Here is a 23,535-nt window from a genome sequence, read left to right as displayed (position 1 = left end):
GTGGGATCCCAGATCCCACTTGGCTAAGAACTAGGATTGGAGCGACCCATGAACGAGGCAGTTCGAAATCCGGCTAATCCGACCAACGGGCCGATCATCGAGATCGAGAACCTGTCGATCTCCTTTTTCACCCGCAAGGGCGAGATACCGGCCGTCATGGATTTTTCCTGCACGGTCATGCCCGGCGAGGCGATGGGCATCGTCGGTGAATCCGGCTGCGGCAAGTCGACGGTGTCACTCGGCATCATGCGCGACCTTTCCAACATCGGGAAGATCGTCGGCGGCAAGATCAAGTTCCAGGGCAAGGACATGGGCGAGCTCTCCGATGAGGAGCTGCGCGCCATCCGCGGCAACAAGATCGCCATGATCTACCAGGAGCCGATGGCGAGCCTCAATCCGGCGATGAAGGTCGGCCAGCAGCTGATGGAAGTGCCGCTGATCCACGACAAGGTGTCGAAGGAAGAGGCCTATAAACGCGCGCTGGAAATGGTGCGCTCGGTCAAGCTTCCCGATCCCGAGCGCATGATGCGCTCCTATCCGCACCAGCTCTCGGGCGGCCAGCAGCAGCGCATCGTCATCGCCATGGCGCTGCTGTCGAAGCCGGCGCTGCTTTTGCTCGACGAGCCGACCACGGCGCTCGACGTGACGGTGGAAGCGGGCATCGTCGATCTGGTCAAGGGGCTGGGCGAGAAGTTCGGCACCTCGATGATCTTCGTGTCGCACAATCTTGGCCTGATCCTGGAAACCTGCGACCGCATCACTGTGATGTATTCGGGCGAGGCGGTGGAGACCGGCAAGATCAAGGATGTGTTCGACCGGATGCGCCACCCCTATACGCAAGGGCTGTTCCGCTCGATCCCGCTGCCGGGCGCGGACAAGAATTCGCGGCCGCTGATCTCGATCCCGGGACAATTGCCGCTGCCACATGAGCGGCCGAAGGGCTGCAATTTCGGCCCGCGCTGCCACCATTTCGTCGAGGGCGTCTGCAACGCGGCCGAAATCCCGATGATCGAGGTCGCGGGCCACGAAGGCCATTTCTCGCGCTGCGTGCGCTTCAACGAGATCGACTGGGAAGCCCTGCCGCCCGGCGCCAAGAAGGTCAACGAGCGCGTCATGCCCGGCGCGCCGGTGCTCAAGATCGAGGATCTCAGGAAGTACTACAAGGTTGGCGGCAGCGAGGTGTTCGGCTCGAGCGAGGGCCGTGTCGTCAAGGCCAACGAGACGATCTCGTTCATGGCGCGCGAATCCGAAACCGTCGCCATCGTCGGCGAATCCGGCTGCGGAAAGTCGACGCTGGCCAAGGTGCTGCTCGGGCTGGAGACGGCGAGTTCCGGCAGCGTGACGCTGGGCAACAAGGAAATCCAGTCGACCGGCATCGAGAGCCGCAGCGTCGACACCGTGTCGTCGATCCAGATGGTGTTCCAGAACCCGTTCGATACGCTGAACCCCAGCCATTCGGTCGGTTCGCAGATCATCCGCACGCTGGAAAAATTCAATGTCGGCAAGACGGTCGCCGACCGGCGCAAGCGCATGCTGGAACTGCTCGACCTCGTCAAGCTGCCGCGTGCCTTCGAGACGCGCAAGCCGCGCCAGCTTTCCGGTGGCCAGAAGCAGCGCATCGGCGTGGCGCGTGCCTTTGCCGGCGACGCCAAGGTGGTGGTGGCGGACGAGCCGGTGTCGGCGCTCGACGTATCGGTGCAGGCAGCTGTGACCGAACTCTTGATGGACATCCAGCGCAAGAACAAGACCACGATGCTGTTCATCAGCCACGATCTTTCCGTGGTGCGCTACATCGCCGACCGCGTCGTCGTCATGTATCTGGGCTATATTGTCGAGCAAGGCACGACCGACCAGATCTTCGCGCCGCCCTATCACCCCTATACCGAGGCGCTGCTGTCGGCGATCCCGATCGCCGACACAAGCGTGATCAAGAAGCACATCGTGCTCGAAGGCGACATCCCGTCGGCGATGAACCCGCCATCCGGCTGCCCGTTCCAGACACGCTGCGGCTACAAGAAGCTGGTGCCGGACAATCTGTGCGAGACCAAGGTACCGCCGGTCAAGAATCTGGGCGATGGCCATATGAGCCTGTGCTGGCTCTCCGACGAGGTGCTGGCGACGATGGAGCCGGTGATCAAGTTCGACAAGGAGCATGCCGCCCATGAGGGCGTGCCGGACGACGCGCCGCATGGCGAGGGTCCAGGATTTGCCGGCACGCCGCCGAAGCGTCCGCGCGGCAAGAAGCCGAGCTGACGGAGTGAAGTCAGCGCGGCAGCGAGGTCAATTGGCGCACTCGCTCAGTTGCTGCGCATAATCGCGGGCCATTTTCTCCGTGGCGCGGGCATAGCCCTGGACGCCGGCATCGCCACGGTTGCCGCGGCCATAGGCGGTCCAGCCTAGATAGTAGGCGAGATAGAGATTGTAGGTGTCGTTGCGGGCGACGCCGAATGCATCGGCGGTCTTGGAATGGTACCAGCCGACGAAATCGACGGCGTCGGCGAATTTCGTCCGCCGCGCCGCCCAGTTGCCGGTTTCGCTCTGATATTGCGACCAAGTGCCGTCCAGCGCCTGCGAGAAGCCGGTGGCGGACGAGACGTGCTTCCACGGGATGAAGCCGAGCAGCTTGGTGCGCGGCGGCCGGGCGTTGCTCTTGAAGCCGGATTCCTTGCGCACCGTCGCCATCAGCACGGGGACGGGGACGCCGTATTTCTGCTGCGTGCGCTCGGCCGCCGACTGCCAATTGTCGAACCAGCCGTCATTCTGGTCGAAGACGGCGCAGACATTGTTGATGTGGCTGGGCGCCGTCGCGCAGGCCGAAAGCGCCAGCAGCACGCCAATCGCTACAATTTTACTAAAACTCGACCTACGCATCGGCAGACCAATAGGCCGAAATCATAAAGGGAATCTTGCTGTGTCCGTTAACGCCGACGAAGTGCTCCAAACCGCCTGTCACTTTTTTTCGTCACATAGCGCATGGAAGAAGCTGGCAAGCGCCGATCGAGGTCGTCGTGGACCTCGACCAGACTTGGCGACTTGCGCAGCAGTATGATTACCGCTCCACCGAACGGTTCCACATAGACTTGTGCGGCAGGATGCGCGGTGCAAGATTTCGCTTGCTGCCACGCAGCGAAGAACGAGACGAGTCGGTGCGCTCATGCCGGCCTCGCCAACACAAGATTATCTGTGCTACTTGCCCCCTCCGAGGGAACAAAGTAATGGCCGAGAATAGCGACCAAGAGTTGTGGGAAAGCGCTGATGGCTGGAAAGCAGCAGCGATCGCCTTGGCCATCGGCACGCCTTGCGTCTGCGCGTTCTTTTTCCCATGGGTGTACGCTTCCGCCAGCGACGGTCAGATGCTTCAGAGGGTCCAGATTGTCGGCAGTCTGGCGGCTTTCGGCGTGGCTCTCGTGACGTTCTGCACGGTAGTTTGGCGTGGGCTCATTTCCACCCAGCAGGCTAAACTGCAGAGACTTCAAATTGACAAGCTGTCGATCCAAATAGCAGCCACTGATGAGAACAATCTGGCCGCGCTACTTCAGAAAGGCGCAGAGCTGATTGCTGACGTGACAAAGCCTGGCCCCGTCGGTGCCGGCCTCGCCACGCTTCAGGCGGTGGTTACCGCCCCGAATGCGAAGTTCGCAATTGAAGCAATGAACTTGGTCGCGGATTACATCCAAACCCATCATAGTTTCGCGCAGACAGGCGTGGCCTACCAATCGGCAGCTGCAGTCTTGCAAGCAGGCGAGAAAATACAAAGAAAGTCGGATAGAATTTTGAGATTCGAAGAATCCCAAGATGATGAATGGGAGTTCGCTTGGTGGTATCCGATACATGGCGTAAGGAAGGTCATTTACAGAGGAGGACACATCTTTCCTGCCGATTTCCCAACGAATGTAGCGCGAAACGCGCGATTTGAAAAAGTTGCATTTGTCGGCGGCGGCGTTTCGATTGATGGGCGATTTGTAGGATGCAGCTTCGAACGTTGTAGAATTGAACAGATTTCCGAGCGAGACGCCTTTGTCAGAGGAAAATTTAAAGACTGCGATTTTTCTGGCGCAAAGCTGTCTTTTTTCCATGAGGATGATCTGAGAGATTTGCAGCTTGGTAGAAACTATTTTTTGCCAACCTCTCCGCCGGTTTTCGATGGAGAGGTTGACTGGACTGTTTGGTTGAACACCGAGGCGCCGCCTGACGACGAGATCCCATTTTAGCGTGTCGCCGTGGATGCCAATATTTCGACAGGTTTCGTCGCTTTTTTCTTTGTGATGCTTGATCGATGCCGCCTTGGCTAAAATCACGCCCGTAAACGGCGTATTTCTGACAGCTTGCCCGGTTTGCCGAGGCTTTGATGCCGGCATGAACGAACCAAGACGCAAACGCGGCGCCGAGCGCACCAGCAATCGTGGACCAGCGCCCATTCCACAGTTGCCGCTCAGGCGCGTCGTCAATCCCTATCCGCCGATGGCCTTGCTGTCTCCAGACCAGATCGAGGCGATCCATCAGGCCTCGATGCACATACTGGAGAATTTCGGCATCGAGGTGATGAGCCCGCGGGCGCTGGCGCTTTTCGAGAAGGCCGGCGCCAGGGTCGACCACGCCTCGGCCAATGTCCGCATCGATCGCGGCATGGTCGACGAGGCGCTGAAGACGACGCGGTCCAACTACACACTGACACCGCGCAATCCGGCCAACACCATCCATCTTGGCGGCAACACCATCAATTTCACACTCGTCGCGGGGCCGCCCAATGTGCATGACATGGAGCGTGGCCGCCGGGCGGGCAATCTTCGCGACTATGCGGATCTCACGCGGCTGGCGCAGCATTTCAACTGTGTCCACATGCTCGGCAACCAGGTCTGCGCGCCGGTCGATCTGCCGGCGAATTCGCGTCATCTCGACACTTATTTCACCAATCTGACGCTGACCGACAAGAGTTTTCATGTCTCGGCGATCGGCCGGGGCAGGGCGCTGGACGGCATCGAGATGATGGCGATCGCGCGCGGGCTGACGCTGGACCAGATGGCTGACGACCCAGGCATCGCCACCATCATCTCGGTCAACTCGCCGCGGCGCTTCGACGAGATGATGGCCGAGGGGCTGATGACGATGGCCGAGTTCGGCCAGTCGGTGGCGGTGACGCCATTCACGCTGATGGGGGCGATGAGCCCGGTGACGCTGGCCGGCGCGCTGGCGCAGCAGAATGCCGAGGCGCTGTTCGGTGTCGTCCTGACTCAGCTCGTGCGTCCCGGCGCGCCGGTCATGTATGGTGCCTTTACTTCCAATGTCGACATGAAGTCGGGTGCGCCGGCCTTCGGCACGCCGGAGAATACCAAGGCCAACATCGCCTCGGGACAGTTGGCGCGGCGCTATGGGCTGCCCTACCGCACCACACCGGGCTCAGCCTCCAACGCCGCCGACGCGCAAGGCGCCTACGAGACGCTGATGGCGCTGTGGGGCGCGGTGCTCGGCCACGGCAATCTCGTCTACCACGCCGCTGGCTGGCAGGAGGGCGGGCTGACGGCGTCGTTCGAAAAGTTCATCATCGATGTCGAGATGATCCAGCACATGATGGAGTTCCTGCGCCCGATCGTGGTCGACGAGGCCGAGCTTGCCATCGAGGCGCTGGGCGCGGTGCCGACCGGCGGCCATTTCTTCGGCGAGCCGCACACGCTGGAGCGCTATGCGACGGCCTTCTACCAGCCGATGCTGTCCAACTGGCAGAATTTCGAAGCCTGGCAGGAGGCCGGCGGGCTCGACGCCACCGCGCGCGCGACGCGGCTGTGGAAGAAGGCGCTGGAGGATTATGTCGAGCCGGCGATGGATATCGCCGTGCGCGAGGCGCTGGAGGCCTATGTGGCCAGGCGCAAGGAAGCGATCGGGCAGGGCGAGCCGTGATAGCCACAGGTTTGCGTGCGTGGACCCCCGCTTGGCTCCTCCCGTCTTGATTCATTTCACCCATCTAACTCGTTGATAACAGAGAAGAAATCCATGAAATCGCATGCAAAGGTCGTGGTCATTGGCGGTGGCGTCGTCGGCTGCTCGGTGTTGTTCCATCTGGCCCGCCACGGCTGGACCGATGTCGTGCTGCTTGAGCGCGACGAACTGACTTCGGGCTCGACCTGGCATGCGGCGGGCGGCATGCACACCATCAATGGCGATCCCAACGTCGCCAAGCTGCAGAAATACACGATCAACCTCTACAAGGAGATCGAGGAGCTTTCCGGCCAGGCGACTGGCGTGCACCTGACCGGCGGTGTGCTTCTGGCGGCGACCGAGGCGCGGCTCGACTGGCTGCGCGGCGTCGTCGCCAAGGGCCGCTATCTCGGCATCGATCTCGAGGAAATCTCGCCGAAAGAGGCGGCCGAACTGATGCCGCTGCTCGACCCCAAGCAGTTCGTCGGCGCCGTCCGCAACAAGGAGGATGGCCATCTCGACCCCTCGGGCGTCACCCATGCCTATGCCAAGGCCGCGCGCAAGCTCGGCGCCGAGGTCGAGCGCTTCACCAAGGTCGAGGACATCGTGCGGCGGCCCGACGGGATGTGGCGCGTCATCACCAACAAGGGCGAGGTGGTGACCGAGCATGTCGTCAATGCCGGTGGCCTGTGGGCGCGCGAGGTCGGCCGCATGGTCGGGCTGGAGCTGCCGGTGCTGGCCATGGAGCACATGTACCTGATCACCGAGGACATGCCGGAGGTCGCCGCATGGAACCAGAAAACCGGCACGGAAATCATCCATGCAGTGGATTTCGACGGCGAGCTCTATCTGCGCCAGGAGCGCGGCGGCATGCTGATGGGCACCTACGAGAAGGCCAACAAGCCTTGGTCCGAATACCAGACGCCGTGGAACTTCGGCCACGAGCTGCTGGAACCGGATATCGATCGTATCGCGCCGTCGCTGGAAGTCGGCTTTCGGCATTTCCCGGCTTTCCAGAACACCGGCATCAAGCAGATCATCAACGGCCCCTTCACCTTCGCGCCGGACGGCAACCCGCTGGTCGGGCCGGTGCGCGGCCTGCCCGGCTTCTGGGTCGCCTGCGGTGTCATGGCCGGCTTCTCACAGGGTGGCGGTGTCGGCCTGGCGTTGTCGAACTGGATGATCGAGGGCGACCCCGGCGCCGATATCTGGGCGATGGATGTTGCGCGCTACGGCGACTGGGCGACGATGGCCTACACCAACGCCAAGGTGCGCGAAAACTATTCCAGGCGCTTCTCGATCCGCTTTCCCAATGAGGAATTGCCGGCCGGGCGGCCGCTGAAGACGACGCCGGTCTACGACCTTCTGTCGGCCAAGGGCGCGCAGTTTGGCGTTGCCTATGGGCTGGAGGTGCCGCTGTGGTATGCGCCTGAAGGCGTCAAGGACGAGTTCTCCTGGCGGCGTTCCAGCGATTTTACCCATGTTGCCGGCGAGGTCGCCGCGGTTCGTGACGGCGTTGGCCTGTCGGAGATTTCGAGCTTCGCCAAATACACGGTGACCGGCGAGGGGGCGGCCGCATGGCTCGACCGCATGCTTGCCTGCAAACTGCCCAAACCCGGCCGCATGACGCTGGCGCCGATGCTGAAGCAAGACGGCAGGCTGATCGGCGATTTCACGCTGGCCTATCTGGGCGGCGATGGCTGGTTCCTCGCCGGCTCCGGCATTGCCGAGCAGTATCACATGCGCTGGTTCGAGGCACATCTGCCCGGAGATGGTTCGGTTCGCATCGAGGCGCAGGGAGCGAAACTCACCGGCCTTGCGATCGCCGGGCCGAAGGCGAGGGATGTGCTGGCCAAGGTCAGCCGGGCCGACGTGTCCAACACCGCGTTTCCCTTCATGGCCGTCGCAAAAATGGATATCGGCATGGCGCCGTGCCTGGTCGGCCGCGTCAGCTACACCGGCGATCTCGGCTACGAGATCTGGGTGGCGCCGGAATACCAGCGAGCCGCGTTCAACGCGTTGATGGCGGCCGGCGAGGAATTCGGCATCGGCCTGTTCGGCTCGCGGGCGCTGAACGCCCTGCGGCTGGAGAAGAATTACGGCTCATGGGGGCGCGAATACCGGCCGATCTACGGACCGCTGGAAGCGGGGCTCGACCGCTTCGTCGCCTACGGCAAGGAGGCGGACTTCATCGGCAAGGCGGCGGCGCTGGCCGAGCGCAAGCAAGGCGGCAAGTTGCGGCTGCGCGCCTTCATCGTCGATGCCGACGACGCCGATGTCATCGGCGACGAGCCGATCTGGTTCGGCGGTGCCGTGCGCGGCTGGGTGACATCGGGCGGCTATGCGCATCACTCGAAAAAGTCGGTCGCCGTCGGCTATGTGCCGAAGGAGATCGCCGAGGAGAGTGACGGCTTCGAGATCGAGCTGTTGGGCAAGCGCCACGCTGCGCGCATGCAGGCCACGCCGCTGTTCGATGCGAATTTCGAGCGGATGCGGGGGTGAAATCCACCCCCTTGTCGCGCATCAAGCGTTGCGGCGATTGTCCAGCGCGAAAGCGCCGGGGCCGGCAAAGAACAGATAGAGGAAGATGAAGCAGAAGGAGATCGCCGCATCGCCGCCATTGTTGACCGGGAAGAAATCGCGCGGCATGTGCGCCATGAAATAGGCGATCGCCATCTCGCCGGCCAAGAGGAAGGCAACGGGCCGAGTGAGCAGGCCGAGTGCCAACAGGATGCCGCCGGCGAATTCGAGGATGGCGGCGGTCGTGGTCAGCCCGGAGAGGGCGTGGGGATCGGCGCTGACGGGGAAGTTGAACAGTTTCTGGCTGCCATGCTCGATGAACTGCAGGGCGGTCATGATGCGCAACACGCCGAGCGCCTGCGGCTGGTATCTGGAGAGGCTTTCCAAAAGCTTCATGATGACTCCATTTTTCAGTCCGCCCGGCCATAGATTATCAGCCGGCGATGAACCATTCATTTCCCATGGCACGCCATCAACAATGGGTGACTGGTAATGTTCCCCAGTTTGGTCCTTCATATTGTTCCCGCAAGGGTTGCATTCCTATCGTCATGGTTGTATTAGCATAAACAGTCTAAAAATGAGGGTTCCCTTTGCCATGAAAAAAGTCGTCGTCAGCCTCTTCGCTCTCCTCGCAGGAACCAGCTTCGCCATGGCCGAGGACGCCGGCTGCGAGGCCTTCAAATGGCCGGTGACGCGGGAACAGGCGCTGTTTGCCGCGCCGCCTGCGACACCCTCAGGCGCGCCCCTGGCGGTCGGTGCCGCGGCGGACCTGGGGCTGGTGCCGGTCGAGAAGGCCGGCTTTACGCTGCCGCCCGAACGTGCCCCGGCACAAGGCACGTTCGGCGCTGTCGCCAGCGTGGAGGTGCCGCCGGACGGGGTCATACAGATAAGCCTGTCGGGCGAGGCCTGGGTCGATGTCATTCAGGACGGCCACGCCATCAAGTCGGCTGGCTATAGCGGGGTGAAAACCTGCCCCGCCATCCGCAAGAGCGTGCGCTTCAAGCTTACGCCCGGCCCGGCCACCGTGCAGTTCAGCGGCGCGAAGAAGGCTGAGTTGAAGGTCGCGGTTCTGACGCCGGAGTAGCCTTACGAAACTTCGTTCAAAAATAGCAGGAGTCTGCGGGACGTGCCCCCTCTGTCCTGCTGGACAGAGGGGGGCAACAACGGTGCTAGCCTTCAGAAGTTGGCAAGCTTCCGTATGCAGCGCTTACCGCACCGGCGCCATCAGTGCGAAATGCGCGCCTTGCGGATCCTGGCATTGCACGATCCAGCTGCCGCCGGGGACCTCCATCGGCCCCATCAGGATCTTGCCGCCATTGTCGGTGACGCGTTTGGCCGCCGCGTCGATGCCGGTGACGTTGAAATAGAACTGCCAGACCGGCACCGGGATCTGCTGCGGCTTGTTCATGATACCGCCGCCGGATTCGGAGCCGGCCGTGAAGGTCTGGTAGGTGCCCGTCGGACCCATGTCGAAGTCGCCGGCATTGGCCCAGCCGAACTGGTCGGAATAGAAATCGAACGCGGCCTTCCAGTCGCTGGTGTAGAGCTCGTGCCAGCCGATATGGCCCGGCGTGCTGGCCGGCACGACAGGCTGGTCGGGGCCGTTCGGCTGCAAGAACATGAAGGTCGCGCCCTGCGGATCGGCAACGACGGCAAAGCGGCCAACGCCTGGAATGTCGGCGGGCTGGCGATGAACGGAGCCGCCCGCTTTCTCCAGCGATGCCGTGGAGGCATCGACATCCGTTGTATGGATATAGCCGAGCCAGGCCGGCGGCATGCCCATCTTGGCCGCATCCTCGGGCAGCGTCATCAGGCCGCCGACGCCACGCTCGCCGACATTCATGACGATGTAGCGCGGCATGCCGGGAGCCACGTCGAAGGGCTGCGCCGTCCAGCCGACAACCTTGGTGTAGAAGGCCTCGGCTGCATCGAGGTCTGATGTCATCAACTCGTACCAGAAGAAGGGCATCGGGGATTTGGGCATTTTGGGTCTCCTCACCTTTGCATCGATCGTCGTCCGATCCATCCTAGGACGATCTTCACGACGGAAATCCGACACCCGCCCGAACAACAATGTCTTTAGATGCCAGGCGTTCCCCCGTTGCGCATCCGGCGGTTTTCGATTTCTCTGCGGTGACGAGGGAGTTGTCGTCCATGCGCCTTATGTCGCTTACGCCCGAGCTTGTCGCGCTGTGCCATCGGGAAGAGGCCGATCCGGGTCCCGATCCGAGCTGGACCGAGATGAACGACGGTGACTTCCGGACCCTTGCCTTGCGGCTCTCCGACGAGGCGGACGAGGGACCGCTGTGGGTGTTCGCCTATGGGTCGCTGATCTGGAAACCGGAATTCGAATCCGTCGAACAACGGCTCGCCACGGCCTATGGCTGGCACCGCTCGTTCTGTCTCGACATGGTGCGTTGGCGCGGCAGCGCCGCGCAACCGGGATTGATGATGGCGCTCGAACGGGGCGGACGCTGCAACGGCGTGATCTGCCGCTTGCCGGAAGGCGAGAAACCGGCTCAGATCGAAAGACTGCTGCGGCGCGAGATCAATGATCATGAGAGTGTCAGCTCTGTCAGGTGGCTGCCCGTGCATACGGCGCAAGGTGCGCTGCGGGCGCTCGGCTTCTGGGTCGGCGTGAAGGGCAGGGGTACGTCGCTGGGCCAGCCGCTGGACAGGGTGGCAAGCGTGCTGGCCAGGGCCTGCGGGCATATCGGCTCCGGGGCCGAATATCTCTACAATACCGTCAGCCATCTCGAAGCGTTCGGCATTCATGACCGCAATCTGTGGCGATTGCAGAAACTGGTCGCGGGCGAGATCCGGACCATCCATGCTCGGGCTCTCGATCCAGTTCACTCGGCCATCCCGCAAGAGCAATTGCTCAAAGTCATAACATGAGTAAAGTAATCATATTACTACCCAGTCTTTTCAGTGTCTTGCGCCGAAAATTGACCAATTGATAAAAAAATAAAACGTGCTAGCCTTCCCCAAAACGAAAATATGGGGAACTGACGATGCCAGAAGGCCAGTTCAAAGAGGGTATTGCCGGCGGCCGGCTTCAGGCCGACCAGTATGCGGACAATTTTTCCGACCTGCATCCACCGCTCGATCACCACGAGGCGCTGGTCGAATCCGACCGCTGCTATTTCTGCTACGACGCGCCGTGCATGAACGCGTGTCCGACCTCGATCGACATCCCGCTGTTCATCCGCCAGATATCGACCGGCAATCCGATCGGCTCGGCCAAGACCATCTTCGACCAGAACATTTTGGGCGGCATGTGCGCCCGCGTCTGCCCGACCGAGACGCTGTGCGAGGAGGTCTGCGTGCGCGAGGTGGCGGAAGGCAAGCCGGTGCAGATCGGCCGCCTGCAACGCTACGCCACCGATGTCGCGATGGCGGAGAACAAGCAGTTCTATCCGCGCCCCACGCCAACGGGCAAGACCATCGCCGTGGTCGGCGCCGGGCCTGCTGGCCTCGCCGCCGCGCACCGGCTCGCCCGTCACGGCCATGACGTGACCATCCTGGAGGCGCGGCCGAAGGCCGGCGGCCTCAACGAATACGGCATCGCCGCCTACAAGAGCGTCGACAATTTCGCCCAGGCCGAGGTCGACTATGTCACTTCGATCGGCGGCATCGACATCCAGAATGGCAAGGCGCTCGGCCGCGACTATCAGCTCTCCGACCTGATCCGCAACTATGACGCCGTGTTCCTCGGCATGGGGTTGGGCGGCGTCAATGCGCTGCGCGCCGATGGCGAGGACGCCGACGGCGTCACCAATGCGGTGGAATTCATCTCCGAACTGCGCCAGGCCAGCGATCTCTCGAGCCTGCCGGTCGGCCGGCGCGTGGTCGTCATCGGCGGCGGCATGACGGCGATCGATGCCGCCGTGCAGTCGAAGCTGCTCGGCGCCGAGGAGGTGACGATCTGCTACCGGCGCGGCCAGGAGCACATGAATGCCTCCGAGTTCGAGCAGGATCTGGCCGCCGCCAACGGCGTTACCATCCGCCACTGGCTGCAGCCGAAGCGGGTGGTTGCCGAGGCCGGCAAGGTCAGTGCCATCGAACTCGAATACACGGCCATGAACGGCGACAGGCTTGCCGGCACCGGCGAGACGCTGACGCTCGTTGCCGACCAGGTATTCAAGGCGATCGGCCAGAGCTTTGTCCCGACCGCTCTCAACGGCAGCGGTGCATCGATCGAGCTCGAAGCCGGCCGCATCAAGGTCGATGCGGAAGGGCGGACCTCGCTGGCCAAGGTCTGGGCCGGCGGCGACTGCATTTTTGGCGGCGACGACCTGACTGTCTCAGCCGTGGCGCAAGGCCGCGATGCGGCGGAAAGCATCAACAGGAGCCTGACGCAGGGATAGGGATCATGGCCACGGTGGAACCGGGCATCGCCCGTCACTACGAGATATCGGGGCTGGAGCAGCGCATCCTTGCCGCGCTCGCCGATATGGGCGCGGACGTTGCCCATCTGAGGGTCAGCGATCTCGAAGCGGTCGACGAATTCCACATTGGTGGTGTGGCAGCCACCAGGGAACTCGTCGATCAGATGGGTTTGAAGCCGGCTGGCAGGCTGCTTGACATCGGATCGGGTATAGGTGGTCCGGCCCGCTTTGTCGCCAACAGTGCCGACGCCGATGTCACCGGCATCGACCTGACGCAGAGCTATGTCGACGTCGCGACCAGCCTGTCGAAGCGCACGGGAATGGCGGACAGGACGCACTTCGTCCAGGGCAGCGCATTGGACATGCCGTTCGGCAACGCCAGCTTCGATGCGGCAATGATCCTGCATGTCGGCATGAACCTTCCCGACAAGGCGAAGCTGATGAGCGAGGCCGCGCGCGTGTTGCGGCCGGGCGGTGTCTTTGCCGTCTACGATGTAATGCGGCTCAAGCCCGGCGCACTGACGTTTCCGCTGCCATGGGCGTCGGACGAAACCATGTCCTTTGTCGCCACGCCCGACGACTATCGATCGGCCGCCACCACCGCGGGCTTCTCGGTGACGTCGGAACGGCCACGCGGCGCCTTTGCCGTCGAATTCTTTGCCACGATGCGCGCACGGATGGCTGCCGCTCAGGCCGACGGCACAAAGCCGCCGCCTGGCGTTGGCCTGATCATGGGCGGCGATGCCCGCACCAAGATCGCCAATATCACCGCCGCGCTTGAAGGCGGCATTCTTGCACCCGTGGAAATGCTCCTTCGTCTCGGTTGAAAGGGACCCGTCATGGCTGACATCCGCAACAATTTCGTCGGCATCAAATCGCCCAATCCGTTCTGGCTGGCCTCGGCGCCGCCGACCGACAAGGCCTACAACGTCATCCGCGCCTTCAAGGCCGGCTGGGGCGGCGTGGTGTGGAAGACGCTGGGCGAGGAAGGGCCGCCAGTCGTCAACGTCAACGGCCCGCGCTATGGCGCGATCTGGGGCGCCGACCGCCGCCTGCTCGGCCTCAACAACATCGAGCTGATCACCGACCGCGACCTGCAGGTCAATCTGCGCGAGATCAAGCAGGTCAAGAAGGACTGGCCCGACCGCGCCATCGTCGTCTCGCTGATGGTGCCCTGCGTCGAGGAGAGCTGGAAGGCGATCCTGCCGGTGGTCGAGGAGACGGAAGCCGACGGCATCGAGCTCAATTTCGGCTGTCCGCACGGCATGTCGGAACGCGGCATGGGCGCGGCCGTCGGCCAGGTGCCGGAATATATCGAAATGGTTGTGCGCTGGTGCAAGCAGAACACGCGCATGCCGGTCATCACCAAGCTGACGCCCAACATCACCGATGTGCGCAAGCCGGCGAGGGCCGCACTCGCCGGCGGCACCGACGCGGTGTCGCTGATCAACACCATCAATTCGATCACCGGTGTCGATCTCGACAGTTTCGCGCCGCAACCGACCATTGACGGCAAGGGTTCGCATGGCGGCTATTGCGGCCCGGCGGTGAAGCCGATCGCCATGAACATGGTGGCCGAGATCGCGCGCGATACCGAAACGCGCGGTCTGCCGATCTCAGGCATTGGCGGCATCACCACCTGGCGCGATGCGGCGGAATTCATGGCGCTCGGCGCCGGCAATGTGCAGGTCTGCACGGCGGCGATGACCTACGGCTTCAAGATCGTGCAGGAGATGATCGCCGGTCTCGAAAACTGGATGGACGAGAAAGGCCATGCCTCGCTCGACGACATCATCGGCCGTGCCACGCCCAACGTCACCGACTGGCAGTACCTCAACCTCAACTATGTCGCCAAGGCGCGTATCGACCAGGACGCTTGCATCAAATGCGGCCGCTGCCACATAGCCTGCGAGGACACCTCGCACCAGGCGATCACCAGCATGGTCGACGGCGTCAGGCACTTTGAAGTGATCGAGGCCGAATGCGTCGGCTGCAATCTATGCGTCAATGTCTGCCCGGTCGAGAACTGCATCACCATGGAACCGCTGGCCGCCGGCGCTCTGGATGAGCGTACCGGCAGGCCGGTGTCGCCGATCTACGCCAACTGGACGACGCACCCGAACAATCCGATGGCCAAGGTGGCGGCAGAGTAGGGGCTGCCTTCGCAGAATTTGGGTCCCTCGCCCCGATCGACGTCTACGTCATGCACACATCTTCTGTGACTGGCGTGACTAATCGGGCTTCGGCTTGATTGCCACGTGGTTCCCCCAATCCGTCGCTGCTTCGCAGCGCCACCTTTCCCCCCTCCGGAGGGAAAGGAAGGGAGCGGTTCCGGACGAGCGTTGACGGCAAAAAGCTTTGGCGCCTTTCCTCTACCCCGTCGATCGGGGGAGAGGCGGCTCGGCGAAGCCGAGACGGAGTGGGGGTCGACCAGCTCAGCACGTTATCGCCAAAGATCAGCTGCCCGGAAATGTGTGCATGCCGTAGTGCAAAGCGGGGTGCGAGGAACGCAAGTCCTGTGAAGCTTCGTGACGATATGAAACTCGCACTTCCCTATTGCAGATAAAATTTATCCACGATATAATGTATCCATGAATAGGAGATCGGCATCATGAAGCTGGGCGAGGGCGTTGAAGCGGCCATCCACTGCGCGGCCACGCTGGCCAGCGTCGAGGGCAACAGCACCATGCCGGGCGCCGCGCTGGCCGAGTCGTTCGGCCTGTCGCCGAGCTATCTCCTGAAACATCTCAACATGCTGACTGCCGCGCGCATCCTGGAATCGGTGCCGGGACCGGCTGGCGGCTACAGGCTGGCAAAGCCTGCAGAGCGCATCACGCTGCTCGACATCGTGCTGGCCGTCGAAGGACGCGAGCCGGCGTTTCGGTGTGGCGAGATCCGCCGCAACGGCCCGGTCAAGCTCGATGCCTCGGCCTATGTCAAACCCTGCGGCATCAACGCGGCGATGCTGAAGGCCGAGCGCGCCTATCGCGCCGCACTCGCCGAAACCAGGCTGTCCGACATCGTGGCCACTTACCAGGCGGAAGGCGATCCGAGATCGCTTGCCGCGAGCTGTGCTTTCGTGGAGCGCCACCAGCGGCCGCAGAAACCCAGTTCAACAACGCAAACCTAAAACCCCCCAAGCTGTGAAAGGAAAGACGATGAAACAGAGGCTGCAATTTTTCGCCAAGGCGCCCGAGATCATGAAGGCGGTGTCGGCGCTCAACAAGGCGGTCGACGAATGCGGGCTCGAGGTGAGCCTGCTGCACCTGATCAAGCTCAGAGCCTCGCAGATCAACGGTTGCTCCTACTGCGTCGAGATGCACAGCCGCGAGGCGCGGCGCGACGGCGAGACCGAGCAGCGGCTCTATCTGGTCGCGGCCTGGAAGGAATCGCCGCTGTTTTCCGAGCGCGAACGCGCCGCCTTGGCCTGGACTGAGGCTGTGACCCTGATCGCCAATGACGGTGTTTCGGATGAGCTCTATGCCCGCACGCTCGAGCATTTCTCGGAAGAGGAACTGGTAAAGCTCTCTGTCGCGCTCGGCATGATCAACACCTGGAACCGGTTGTGCATCCCGTTCCACGCCATTCATCCGATGCCCGCCGCCAAGGCTGCCTGATCATCCGATTGTGTTGGGGAGCGCCGCAGGGAGGTGGCGCTCCCGATTGATTTCAAAGGGAGCGTTTCATGCCTGCCGATTTGCCTTCGACCTTGTTGTTCCTCGGCCGCCTGTTGCTCGGCGGCGCTTTTGTCCTCGCCGGCCTGCGCAACATCCAGAACGCGGCCTTCCTCACAGGGCTCATGGCCGCGCGCGGTGTGCCGCGGGCGCGGTTGGCGCTGTGGGCCGGCATCGTCCTGCAGATCATCGCCGGCGCGCTGGTGATGGCGGGTCTGTGGACCGCGCTTGCCTGCGCGGTGCTCTTGCTGTTCCTGGTCGCCGCCACGCCGATGTTCCACAATTTCTGGGATCACCAGGGTCCGGACCGCGCGGCGCGCATCAACGGCTTCGTCGGCAATGTCGCGCTGGGCGGCGGTTTTCTGACGCTGATCGCGCAGTCGCTCTGAAGGCCAAAGCTAGGCCGCGAACCGCAGGCCACCATCGCAGGTCAGCACCTGGCCGGTCATGAAGCCGTTGGAGACGAGGAAGGCTATCGCCGAGGCGACGTCGTCGGCGTGGCCGATCCTGCCGACCGGCGTCTTGCCGGCATATTCGGCAAAGACCGCCTGCCGCTGTTCGTCCGGCAAAAAGTCCCACCACGGCGTGTCGATGACGCCTGGCGCCACGACATTGACGCGCAGCGGCTTCAGCTCGACGGCCAGGATGGGTGCCACGGTCAACAGCATGCCGTTGATGGCGCCGATGCCAGCGACACCAGGCGTGGCGAGCTGGGCCGAGACTGCAGAGATGAAGGTGACGGAGCCCGATTTGTTCAGCGTCGGCAAGGCGGCCTGCAGGCAGGACAATTGCGGCCGTATCTTTTCGTCGACGCCGCTGCCGATGTCGGCAAGGTCGAGGGCGTGGAACGGGCCAAGGCCTTTGCCGCCGCTCGCCGCCAGAACGAGGTGGTCGAACGGGCCGAGGCGCTCGAAGAATTGGCGGACCTCGTCCGGCTTTGAGGCATCGAATGCTGCCTTGTCAGCGGCGCCGCCAAGGCTCTTCCAGGCGCTGTTGAGCTTATCCTGGTTGCGCCCGGTGATGGTCACCTTCATGCCCGGGCCAAGCAGCTTTCGCGCCGTTGCCAGGCCGATGCCGGACGAGCCGCCGATAATGACTGTGTGTTCAGTTCTGTCGCTCATGAATGCTGTTCCTTCGATTTTGTGGAAGCCTGGCCGACAAGGTCGAGGCTGAGGCTTCGCAATTGTTGTCGTGCTCCGGCGTCGTAGGCCTGGGCATCGGCGCGCGATTCACGCAGGCCGTCGAAATAGAGGCCGCTGCGGCCTTCGAGTGCCGGCGAGGTGGCGAGATTGACGATGGCGTCGGCGCCGGTCTCGACCGAGCTCCATGGCGTGACCCCTGCCTGCCGGACCATGGTGGTGTTCATGTAGCTCGCCGGATGCAGGGCGTTGACGGTAACCCCGGTGCCCTTCAACTGCTCTGCCAGATCGACGGTGAACAGGATCTGCGCCAGCTTGCTCTGACAGTAGGCGCGCACGCCGCTATAGCCATGGGTCAGCATGACATCGCCGAAGTCGATCGCCTGTTGGCCGGCGGAGGCGACATTGACGATGCGCGCTGGAGCACTCGCCTTCAGCAGTGGCAGAAGCTCCGAGGTCAGCAGGAAGCCGGCGAGATAATTGACCGCGAAACGCAGTTCATGGCCGTCGGCGCTGATCTGCCGTTTGGCGCCGGCCGTACCGACGCCGGCATTGTTGATGAGGACGTCGAGCCGGTCTGTCTTTTCACGTACGGCCTCGGCTAGGCGGCGAACCTGCGCCAGCGAGGCGAGGTCGGCGGCGAAAAATTCGGCCTTGCCGCCGGCGGCTTCGATGTCGGCGACGGTGGTTTTTCCACGCTCAGCATCGCGGCCGTGCACCAGGATGCGGGCGCCGGCCCCGCCCAGCCTTTGCGCGACGACGCGGCCGACGCCGTCGGTCGAGCCGGTGATGAGGATAGTCTTATCTTTCAGATCCATGTTTGGCAGGTCCATGTTTGGAGCCTCCTGTCTGCTGCTCCCGCCGCAAGATGGGACATCGGGCGGATCTCAAACAGTTCAAACTTTATCCTGGTATCAATACTGCTATAATAGGTGCATGGATGCTCCCTCACATTCCGCTGAAGACAGCCGCCGGCGCGAGCTTGGCGCCTTCCTGCGTTCGCGCCGCGAAAGGCTGACGCCGTCGGCAACGGGCATCGCCACGGGCCTCAGGCGTCGCACGCCGGGCCTGCGTCGCGAGGAGGTGGCGATGATCGCCGGCGTCGGCACGACCTGGTATACCTGGCTGGAACAGGGCAGGGACGTCAGGCCCTCGGTCGAGGTGCTGACCGCGCTGAGCGAGGCGTTGCGCCTCGACGCCATCGAGAAGCGCCATCTGTTCATCCTTGCCGGCCGCCAACAGCCGGAGCGCCGCGTGGCCGCACCGGAAAAGGTCGATGCCGCCTTGCTGCACATGCTGCAGAGCCTTGTCCTGCAACCCGCCTATGTCGTCGGCCGGCGCTGGGACGTGCTTGCCTGGAACCCGGCGGCCGTCGCGGTGTTCGGCGATTATGGCCTGCTTGAGGGAGATGCCCGCAACATCGTCCATATGGTGTTCACAAATCCGCACCACCGCCGCTTGCTGGTCGACTGGGAGGAGCTTGCCCGCGTGGTGCTCGCATCGTTTCGCGCCGAAAGCGCCAAATATGTCGGCGACCCGGACTTCGATCGGCTGATCGCGCTGATGATGCGATCGAGCCCGGAGTTCCGCGACTGGTGGCCTCGACGGGACGTGGCGCGAAGGCTGACCGGCCTGAAGCACGTCCGGCACCCCACGGCCGGCGCGATGGCCTTCGAGCATATGAGCCTGTCGATCGACGATGGTTCCGACATGCGGCTGGTCGTCTACACGCCGCTCGCCGAGCAGAACTCGATCGCCAAGCTGCAGGCTTTGCTGGACGCCCTGCCGGCGGAGCGGCGCAGCGCCTGAGCGGTCGCGGCAAGGCCGAGGTCAGCCCTTCGGCTTCAGTCCTTCGAGAAACAATTGCTCCAGGAAACGCGCGGCATCCTCAAAGCGGCCGTCGCCGCCACGGTTCGGGCCGAGCACGGCGCGGACCTGGACGTCGAAATCGGCGTAATGCTGCGTGGTTGCCCAGATCGAGAAGATCAGGTGCCAGGGATCGGTCCTGGCGATCTTGCCGGCGCGCATCCAGCCCTTGATCACGGCAGCCTTCTCGTCGACCAGCGTCTTCAGCTCGCCGGCCAGCAGCGGCATGATGCGTGGCGCGCCTTGCAGGATCTCGTTGGCGAACAGCCGGCTCTCTCGCGGAAAATCGCGCGCCATCTCCAGCTTGCGCCTGATGTAGCTCCTGAGTTCCGTCATCGGATCGCCGATGTCGTCGAGTTCCCTGAGCGGCGCCAGCCATGTGTCGAGCAGGCGCTGCATCAACGTCTCGTGAATGTCTTCCTTGCGGCGGAAATAATAGAGCAGGTTGGGCTTCGACATGCCCGCGGCTTCGGCGATCTGGTCGATGGTCGAGCCACGGAAACCGTTGGTGGAGAACACCTCGAGGGCTGCCTCGAGGATCAGTTCGCGCTTTTCCTGCTGTATGCGGGTGCGGCGAGGGGCTTCCGTGCTGGTGTTCACCGTTGCAACACCTCGTGTTCAGGGTCATCTGGACCAATTCTCTGGACCAGTTTTTCCCTAGGCTGTGGAACGCACTTCAGGAGCCGCATTTCCGCTAGTAATCCCTTGACCGCCGACAGGGCGGTGCTAACGTTTGTCCAATCGGTCAAAAATTTGCGTAGCACGAAAGCGCGGCAAAGACCAAGCGTTGGACGCACCGAAACAGGTTACAAGGGGAAGTCTTGGTCATGTCCAACCGGCTGAAAGTCACGCCGAACGATCTCAGCGCATTCTGGATGCCGTTCACGGCAAACCGGCAGTTCAAGCAGGCGCCACGCATGTTCGTGTCCGCCAAGGACATGCACTACACGACCAGCGATGGCCGCAAGGTGCTGGACGGCACCGCGGGCCTCTGGTGCGTCAATGCCGGCCACTGCCGGCCGAAAATCACCGACGCGATCCAGCATCAGGCCGCCGAGCTCGATTATGCACCGGCCTTCCAGATGGGCCATCCGATCGTGTTCGAACTGGCCAACCGGCTCGTCGACATCGCGCCCAAGGGCATGGATCATGTGTTCTTCACCAATTCCGGTTCGGAATCGGTCGAGACCGCGCTGAAGATGGCGATCGCCTATCACCGCGTGAAGGGCGAGGGCTCGCGCACCCGCCTGATCGGCCGCGAACGCGGCTATCACGGCGTCAATTTCGGCGGCATTTCGGTCGGCGGGATCGTCACCAACCGCAAGATGTTCGGCACGCTGCTCGGCGGCGTCGACCACATGCCGCACACCCATTTGCCGGAGAAGAACGCCTTCTCGAAGGGTGTGCCGGAATATGGCGCGGAGCTGGCCAACGAACTGGAGCGCATCGTTACGCTGCATGACGCCTCGACCATCGCCGCCGTCATCGTCGAGCCGGTCGCCGGTTCCACCGGCGTCATCCTGCCGCCCAAGGGTTATCTCGAGAAGCTTCGCGAAATCTGCACCAAGCACGGCATCCTGTTGATCTTCGACGAGGTCATCACCGGTTTCGGCCGTCTCGGCGCGCCGTTCGCCGCCGATTATTTCGGCGTCACGCCAGACATCATGACCACCGCCAAGGGTGTCTCCAACGGCGTCATCCCGATGGGCGCGGTGTTCGTGAAGAAGGAAATCCACGACGCCTTCATGACCGGCCCCGAGCACATGATCGAGTTCTTCCATGGCTACACCTATTCGGGCAATCCGGTCGCCTGCGCCGCCGCACTCGGCACGCTCGACACCTACAAGGAAGAGGGGCTGCTGACCCGTGGCGAGGAACTGGCGCCCTATTGGGAAGACGCGCTGCATTCGCTGAAGGGCGAGCCGCATGTCATCGACATCAGGAATATCGGCCTGATCGGCGCGATCGAACTGGCGCCCATCGCCGGCAGCCCGACCAAGCGGGCCTTCTCGGCCTTCGTCAAGGCGTTCGAACGCGGCGCGCTGATCCGCACCACCGGCGACATCATCGCGCTGTCGCCGCCGCTGATCATCACCAAGGGCCAGATCAACGAACTGATCGACCATGTGCGCGAAGTGCTGAGGTCGATAGATTGAAGATTTGGGCGCGGATATCCCTCCCCCTCGAGGGGAGGGTGGCCGCGAAGCGGTCGGGTGGGGTCCGTGCGACCGGGCGCCGACCTGATCTTTTGCCGCGAGGCTGCCTCTGATGCCCCGAACCCGCGTGAGCTTCGAAATGCGCCAGAAAGCGCGTGCGCTTCGAGTTCACGCGACCAAGGGCGAATCGCTGTTGTGGTACGAGCTGCGCGAGCTGAAAGCGGCTGGCATCAAGTTTCGCCGCCAGTGCCCGATCGGCCCCTATATCGTCGACTTTGCTTGCCTCGGGGTAAAGCTGATCGTGGAGGTCGACGGTGATATGCACGAGCACGAGAAGGGCAAACGCCACGATGCCGTTCGTGATGCGTATCTGCGTTCGCTCGGCTTTGACGTCTTTCGTGTTGACGAGCCCGATGTCATAAATAGCGCGTGGCATGTCGCGCAGGCGGTCAAGGGGAAGGTCGAGTCTATGTCAGGCGACCCCACCCGACCGCTTCGCGGCCACCCTCCCCTCGAGGGGGAGGGGAACGTTGGCGCCCCGCAATCGATAGGGTTTTAGAGCATGGCCGCACCCGGCGAGAATCTGCGAATCAATTCAGATCGTTTGTGGGATTCGATCATGGAGATGGCGAAGATCGGCCCCGGCATTGCCGGCGGCAACAATCGCCAGACCGTGACCGACGAGGACGGCGAGGGCCGGCACCTGTTCAAGCGCTGGTGCGATGCGGCCGGGCTCGACATGGGCGTCGACGAGATGGGCACGATGTTTGCCCGCCGCGAAGGCACCGACCCCAGCTTGCCGCCCGTCTATGTCGGCAGCCATCTCGACACGCAGCCGACCGGTGGCAAGTATGATGGCGTGCTCGGCGTGCTCGGCGGCCTGGAGATCGTGCGTTCGCTCAACGATCTCGGCATCAAGACCAAACATCCGATCGTCGTCACCAACTGGACCAACGAGGAAGGCGCTCGCTTCGCGCCGGCGATGATGGCATCCGGCGTGTTCGCCGGCGTGCTCGACCAGGCCGACGTCTACGAGCATACCGACAAGAACGGCAAGAAATTCGGCGAGGAGCTGGAGCGCATCGGCTGGAAGGGTTCGGAGAAGGTCGGCGACCGAAAGATTCACGCCTTTTTCGAATTGCATATCGAGCAAGGCCCGATCCTCGAGGACGAAGATATCGACATCGGCGTCGTCACCCACGGCCAGGGGCTGAAATGGCTGCAGGTGACGCTGACCGGCAAGGAGGCGCATACCGGCTCGACGCCGATGCCCAAGCGCCGCAATGCCGGGCTCGGCATGGCCCGGGTGATCGAACTGGTGCACGAGATCGCCATGGACTACCAGCCCGACGCCGTCGGCGCGGTCGGCCATATGGAAGTCTATCCCAATTCGCGCAACATCATCGCCGGACGCACCGTCTTCACCATCGATATCCGCTCGCCGGAAAAGGAAGTGCTCGACGCCATGGACGGCCGCATCCGCGAAGGCATCGAGACGATCTGCGATGCGCTCGACATCCAGTACAAGATCGAGCAGGTCGGCCATTTCGATCCGGTGACCTTCGATGCCGGCTGCGTCAAGGCAATCCGCGATGCCGCCGACCGGCTCGGCTATACGCACCGCAACATCGTCTCCGGCGCCGGCCACGACGCCTGCTGGATCAACCGCGTCGCTCCGACCGCCATGGTGATGTGCCCCTGCGTTGATGGGTTGAGCCACAACGAGGCCGAGGAGATCACCAAGGAGTGGGCGAGCGCTGGCGCCGACGTGCTGTTCCATGCGGTGGTGGAGACGGCTGTCATCGTGGAGTGAGCTTTAGAGATTTACCTTCCAAACGCCGCTCATCAGAAGCGCGAAGAGAACAAGGGAACAAGA

The 23,535-nt window shown here is 62.9% G+C and carries 22 protein-coding genes; 16 read left to right on the top strand and 6 right to left on the bottom strand.

What is annotated here, in order from left to right; genetic code table 11:
• Positions 1-48: 48 nt before the first annotated feature.
• The gene (locus FJ978_RS30710) at positions 49-2,253 is read left to right on the top strand and encodes an ABC transporter ATP-binding protein (protein WP_140576515.1); all 2,205 of its coding nucleotides are present in this window, start codon (positions 49-51) and stop codon (positions 2,251-2,253) included.
• Between the two features lie 27 nt (positions 2,254-2,280).
• Here the strand turns inward: FJ978_RS30710 and FJ978_RS30705 are convergent, their stop codons facing one another.
• Positions 2,281-2,871: a transglycosylase SLT domain-containing protein gene (locus tag FJ978_RS30705; protein ID WP_140576513.1), complete on the bottom strand. Its 591-nt coding sequence runs from the start codon at positions 2,869-2,871 to the stop codon at positions 2,281-2,283.
• A gap of 344 nt (positions 2,872-3,215) precedes the next feature.
• On the opposite strand from FJ978_RS30705, the gene FJ978_RS30700 reads away from it, so the two are divergent.
• The 3 genes from FJ978_RS30700 to FJ978_RS30690 all read left to right on the top strand — a co-directional run bounded on the left by FJ978_RS30700 (position 3,216) and on the right by FJ978_RS30690 (position 8,415).
• The gene (locus FJ978_RS30700; RefSeq protein ID WP_140576511.1) at positions 3,216-4,211 is read left to right on the top strand and encodes a hypothetical protein; all 996 of its coding nucleotides are present in this window, start codon (positions 3,216-3,218) and stop codon (positions 4,209-4,211) included.
• A gap of 145 nt (positions 4,212-4,356) precedes the next feature.
• Positions 4,357-5,895, top strand: a complete 1,539-nt coding sequence (locus FJ978_RS30695; protein WP_140576510.1) for a trimethylamine methyltransferase family protein — start codon at positions 4,357-4,359, stop codon at positions 5,893-5,895.
• A gap of 93 nt (positions 5,896-5,988) precedes the next feature.
• On the top strand, positions 5,989-8,415 hold the full coding sequence (locus FJ978_RS30690; protein WP_140576508.1) for an FAD-dependent oxidoreductase: 2,427 nt from the start codon (positions 5,989-5,991) through the stop codon (positions 8,413-8,415).
• Between the two features lie 21 nt (positions 8,416-8,436).
• Here the strand turns inward: FJ978_RS30690 and FJ978_RS30685 are convergent, their stop codons facing one another.
• The gene (locus FJ978_RS30685; protein ID WP_140576506.1) at positions 8,437-8,829 is read right to left on the bottom strand and encodes a DoxX family protein; all 393 of its coding nucleotides are present in this window, start codon (positions 8,827-8,829) and stop codon (positions 8,437-8,439) included.
• 199 nt (positions 8,830-9,028) lie between these two features.
• Between FJ978_RS30685 and FJ978_RS30680 the strand changes: the two genes are divergently transcribed.
• The gene (locus FJ978_RS30680; protein WP_181176835.1) at positions 9,029-9,517 is read left to right on the top strand and encodes a hypothetical protein; all 489 of its coding nucleotides are present in this window, start codon (positions 9,029-9,031) and stop codon (positions 9,515-9,517) included.
• Positions 9,518-9,640: 123 nt separating this feature from the next.
• Here the strand turns inward: FJ978_RS30680 and FJ978_RS30675 are convergent, their stop codons facing one another.
• Positions 9,641-10,417, bottom strand: a complete 777-nt coding sequence (locus FJ978_RS30675; RefSeq protein WP_140576503.1) for a VOC family protein — start codon at positions 10,415-10,417, stop codon at positions 9,641-9,643.
• A 170-nt stretch (positions 10,418-10,587) separates the two neighbouring features.
• Here FJ978_RS30675 and FJ978_RS30670 point away from each other — a divergent pair, with 170 nt between their 5' ends.
• The 7 genes from FJ978_RS30670 to FJ978_RS30640 all read left to right on the top strand — a co-directional run bounded on the left by FJ978_RS30670 (position 10,588) and on the right by FJ978_RS30640 (position 16,887).
• Positions 10,588-11,331: a gamma-glutamylcyclotransferase gene (locus FJ978_RS30670; RefSeq protein WP_140576502.1), complete on the top strand. Its 744-nt coding sequence runs from the start codon at positions 10,588-10,590 to the stop codon at positions 11,329-11,331.
• Positions 11,332-11,447: 116 nt separating this feature from the next.
• Positions 11,448-12,803, top strand: a complete 1,356-nt coding sequence (locus FJ978_RS30665) for an NAD(P)-dependent oxidoreductase (protein ID WP_013894602.1) — start codon at positions 11,448-11,450, stop codon at positions 12,801-12,803.
• Between the two features lie 5 nt (positions 12,804-12,808).
• A complete protein-coding gene (locus FJ978_RS30660) occupies positions 12,809-13,651 on the top strand; it encodes a methyltransferase domain-containing protein (protein ID WP_140576500.1) in 843 nt (280 codons plus the stop codon).
• A gap of 12 nt (positions 13,652-13,663) precedes the next feature.
• Entirely contained in the window at positions 13,664-14,977 is a 1,314-nt protein-coding gene (gene preA / locus FJ978_RS30655; RefSeq protein WP_140576498.1) for an NAD-dependent dihydropyrimidine dehydrogenase subunit PreA, read from the top strand.
• 458 nt (positions 14,978-15,435) lie between these two features.
• Complete coding sequence (locus FJ978_RS30650; RefSeq protein ID WP_140576496.1) at positions 15,436-15,954, top strand: Rrf2 family transcriptional regulator; 519 nt, start codon at positions 15,436-15,438, stop codon at positions 15,952-15,954.
• Positions 15,955-15,982: 28 nt separating this feature from the next.
• Entirely contained in the window at positions 15,983-16,441 is a 459-nt protein-coding gene (locus FJ978_RS30645; protein ID WP_013894606.1) for a carboxymuconolactone decarboxylase family protein, read from the top strand.
• Between the two features lie 68 nt (positions 16,442-16,509).
• Positions 16,510-16,887, top strand: coding sequence for a DoxX family protein (locus FJ978_RS30640; RefSeq protein WP_013894607.1), 378 nt, complete (start codon positions 16,510-16,512; stop codon positions 16,885-16,887).
• 9 nt (positions 16,888-16,896) lie between these two features.
• On the opposite strand, the gene FJ978_RS30635 is transcribed toward FJ978_RS30640, so the two are convergent.
• Together FJ978_RS30635 and FJ978_RS30630 are read right to left on the bottom strand one after the other, a co-directional pair.
• Positions 16,897-17,619, bottom strand: a complete 723-nt coding sequence (locus FJ978_RS30635) for an SDR family oxidoreductase (RefSeq protein ID WP_140576495.1) — start codon at positions 17,617-17,619, stop codon at positions 16,897-16,899.
• Positions 17,616-18,455 carry an SDR family oxidoreductase gene (locus FJ978_RS30630; RefSeq protein WP_140576524.1) on the bottom strand — a complete coding sequence of 280 codons (840 nt, stop codon included), beginning with the start codon at positions 18,453-18,455 and terminating at the stop codon, positions 17,616-17,618. Before FJ978_RS30630 ends, FJ978_RS30635 begins: the two co-directional genes overlap by 4 nt.
• A gap of 118 nt (positions 18,456-18,573) precedes the next feature.
• Between FJ978_RS30630 and FJ978_RS30625 the strand changes: the two genes are divergently transcribed.
• Complete coding sequence (locus FJ978_RS30625; RefSeq protein WP_140576493.1) at positions 18,574-19,446, top strand: helix-turn-helix transcriptional regulator; 873 nt, start codon at positions 18,574-18,576, stop codon at positions 19,444-19,446.
• Between the two features lie 21 nt (positions 19,447-19,467).
• Here FJ978_RS30625 and FJ978_RS30620 read toward each other — a convergent pair whose 3' ends face one another.
• A complete protein-coding gene (locus FJ978_RS30620) occupies positions 19,468-20,103 on the bottom strand; it encodes a TetR family transcriptional regulator C-terminal domain-containing protein (RefSeq protein ID WP_140576492.1) in 636 nt (211 codons plus the stop codon).
• A 227-nt stretch (positions 20,104-20,330) separates the two neighbouring features.
• On the opposite strand from FJ978_RS30620, the gene FJ978_RS30615 reads away from it, so the two are divergent.
• From FJ978_RS30615 to FJ978_RS30605, 3 genes are all read left to right on the top strand, one after another.
• A complete protein-coding gene (locus FJ978_RS30615; protein ID WP_140576490.1) occupies positions 20,331-21,659 on the top strand; it encodes an aspartate aminotransferase family protein in 1,329 nt (442 codons plus the stop codon).
• Positions 21,660-21,798: 139 nt separating this feature from the next.
• Positions 21,799-22,218 (top strand): endonuclease domain-containing protein, encoded by a 420-nt coding sequence (locus FJ978_RS30610; RefSeq protein WP_246678232.1) that lies wholly within the window; start codon positions 21,799-21,801, stop codon positions 22,216-22,218.
• A 3-nt stretch (positions 22,219-22,221) separates the two neighbouring features.
• Positions 22,222-23,472 (top strand): Zn-dependent hydrolase, encoded by a 1,251-nt coding sequence (locus FJ978_RS30605; RefSeq protein ID WP_140576487.1) that lies wholly within the window; start codon positions 22,222-22,224, stop codon positions 23,470-23,472.
• The last annotated feature ends 63 nt before the right edge of the window (positions 23,473-23,535 follow it).

The sequence above is a fragment of the Mesorhizobium sp. B1-1-7 genome (genome assembly GCF_006442705.1).
Classification (GTDB): Bacteria; Pseudomonadota; Alphaproteobacteria; order Rhizobiales; family Rhizobiaceae; genus Mesorhizobium; species Mesorhizobium opportunistum.
The sequence above is the reverse complement of the archived record's forward strand: the minus strand, read 5'-3'. Positions and strand labels throughout refer to the sequence as shown.

What these genes read in the sequence shown, in the direction of transcription:
- FJ978_RS30710 (WP_140576515.1), top strand. Translation starts at nt 49, where the DNA reads ATGAACGAGGCAGTTCGAAATCCGGCTAATCCGACCAACGGGCCGATC.
- FJ978_RS30705 (WP_140576513.1), bottom strand. Translation starts at nt 2,871, where the DNA reads ATGCGTAGGTCGAGTTTTAGTAAAATTGTAGCGATTGGCGTGCTGCTG.
- FJ978_RS30700 (WP_140576511.1), top strand. Translation starts at nt 3,216, where the DNA reads ATGGCCGAGAATAGCGACCAAGAGTTGTGGGAAAGCGCTGATGGCTGG.
- FJ978_RS30695 (WP_140576510.1), top strand. Translation starts at nt 4,357, where the DNA reads ATGAACGAACCAAGACGCAAACGCGGCGCCGAGCGCACCAGCAATCGT.
- FJ978_RS30690 (WP_140576508.1), top strand. Translation starts at nt 5,989, where the DNA reads ATGAAATCGCATGCAAAGGTCGTGGTCATTGGCGGTGGCGTCGTCGGC.
- FJ978_RS30685 (WP_140576506.1), bottom strand. Translation starts at nt 8,829, where the DNA reads ATGAAGCTTTTGGAAAGCCTCTCCAGATACCAGCCGCAGGCGCTCGGC.
- FJ978_RS30680 (WP_181176835.1), top strand. Translation starts at nt 9,029, where the DNA reads ATGAAAAAAGTCGTCGTCAGCCTCTTCGCTCTCCTCGCAGGAACCAGC.
- FJ978_RS30675 (WP_140576503.1), bottom strand. Translation starts at nt 10,417, where the DNA reads ATGCCCAAATCCCCGATGCCCTTCTTCTGGTACGAGTTGATGACATCA.
- FJ978_RS30670 (WP_140576502.1), top strand. Translation starts at nt 10,588, where the DNA reads ATGCGCCTTATGTCGCTTACGCCCGAGCTTGTCGCGCTGTGCCATCGG.
- FJ978_RS30665 (WP_013894602.1), top strand. Translation starts at nt 11,448, where the DNA reads ATGCCAGAAGGCCAGTTCAAAGAGGGTATTGCCGGCGGCCGGCTTCAG.
- FJ978_RS30660 (WP_140576500.1), top strand. Translation starts at nt 12,809, where the DNA reads ATGGCCACGGTGGAACCGGGCATCGCCCGTCACTACGAGATATCGGGG.
- preA (WP_140576498.1), top strand. Translation starts at nt 13,664, where the DNA reads ATGGCTGACATCCGCAACAATTTCGTCGGCATCAAATCGCCCAATCCG.
- FJ978_RS30650 (WP_140576496.1), top strand. Translation starts at nt 15,436, where the DNA reads ATGAAGCTGGGCGAGGGCGTTGAAGCGGCCATCCACTGCGCGGCCACG.
- FJ978_RS30645 (WP_013894606.1), top strand. Translation starts at nt 15,983, where the DNA reads ATGAAACAGAGGCTGCAATTTTTCGCCAAGGCGCCCGAGATCATGAAG.
- FJ978_RS30640 (WP_013894607.1), top strand. Translation starts at nt 16,510, where the DNA reads ATGCCTGCCGATTTGCCTTCGACCTTGTTGTTCCTCGGCCGCCTGTTG.
- FJ978_RS30635 (WP_140576495.1), bottom strand. Translation starts at nt 17,619, where the DNA reads ATGAGCGACAGAACTGAACACACAGTCATTATCGGCGGCTCGTCCGGC.
- FJ978_RS30630 (WP_140576524.1), bottom strand. Translation starts at nt 18,455, where the DNA reads ATGGATCTGAAAGATAAGACTATCCTCATCACCGGCTCGACCGACGGC.
- FJ978_RS30625 (WP_140576493.1), top strand. Translation starts at nt 18,574, where the DNA reads ATGGATGCTCCCTCACATTCCGCTGAAGACAGCCGCCGGCGCGAGCTT.
- FJ978_RS30615 (WP_140576490.1), top strand. Translation starts at nt 20,331, where the DNA reads ATGTCCAACCGGCTGAAAGTCACGCCGAACGATCTCAGCGCATTCTGG.
- FJ978_RS30610 (WP_246678232.1), top strand. Translation starts at nt 21,799, where the DNA reads ATGCGCCAGAAAGCGCGTGCGCTTCGAGTTCACGCGACCAAGGGCGAA.
- FJ978_RS30605 (WP_140576487.1), top strand. Translation starts at nt 22,222, where the DNA reads ATGGCCGCACCCGGCGAGAATCTGCGAATCAATTCAGATCGTTTGTGG.